Annotated in this window: 1 protein-coding gene; it reads left to right on the forward strand. The window is 65.7% G+C overall.

The features are described 5' to 3' along the window. The coding region (locus tag V5F48_RS25050) for an IS5 family transposase (RefSeq protein ID WP_394260659.1) at window positions 1-402 on the forward strand (402 nt) is incomplete at both ends.

Here is a 402-nt window from a genome sequence, read left to right on the forward strand (position 1 = left end):
AGATCAAAGGGCGCAAGCGCCACATCATCACCGACACGCTCGGCTTCCTGATCTTCGTGCGGGTCCACCGGGCCGATATTCAGGATCGAGACGGCGCTCCCGACCTGCTCAGGGCGATCCGGTTCCGCCATCCATGGCTGCGCCACGTCTTCGCCGACGGCGGCTATGCGGGCGACAAACTCAAGGACGCCATGCGCGGCCACGGCCGCTGGACCATCGAGATCGTCAAGCGCTCCGACACGGCCAAGGGCTTCGTCGTCCTGCCTCGCCGCTGGGTGGTCGAGCGGACATTCGCATGGCTCGGACGCTGCCGCCGCCTCGCAAAGGACTGGGAGAAATCCATCGAAAGCGCGACCGCTTTCGCTCACATCGCCAGCATCCGCATGCTCACACGCCGCATCG

The organism is Xanthobacter autotrophicus ATCC 700552 (genome assembly GCF_043194565.1).
Lineage (GTDB): Bacteria > Pseudomonadota > Alphaproteobacteria > Rhizobiales > Xanthobacteraceae > Xanthobacter > Xanthobacter autotrophicus_F.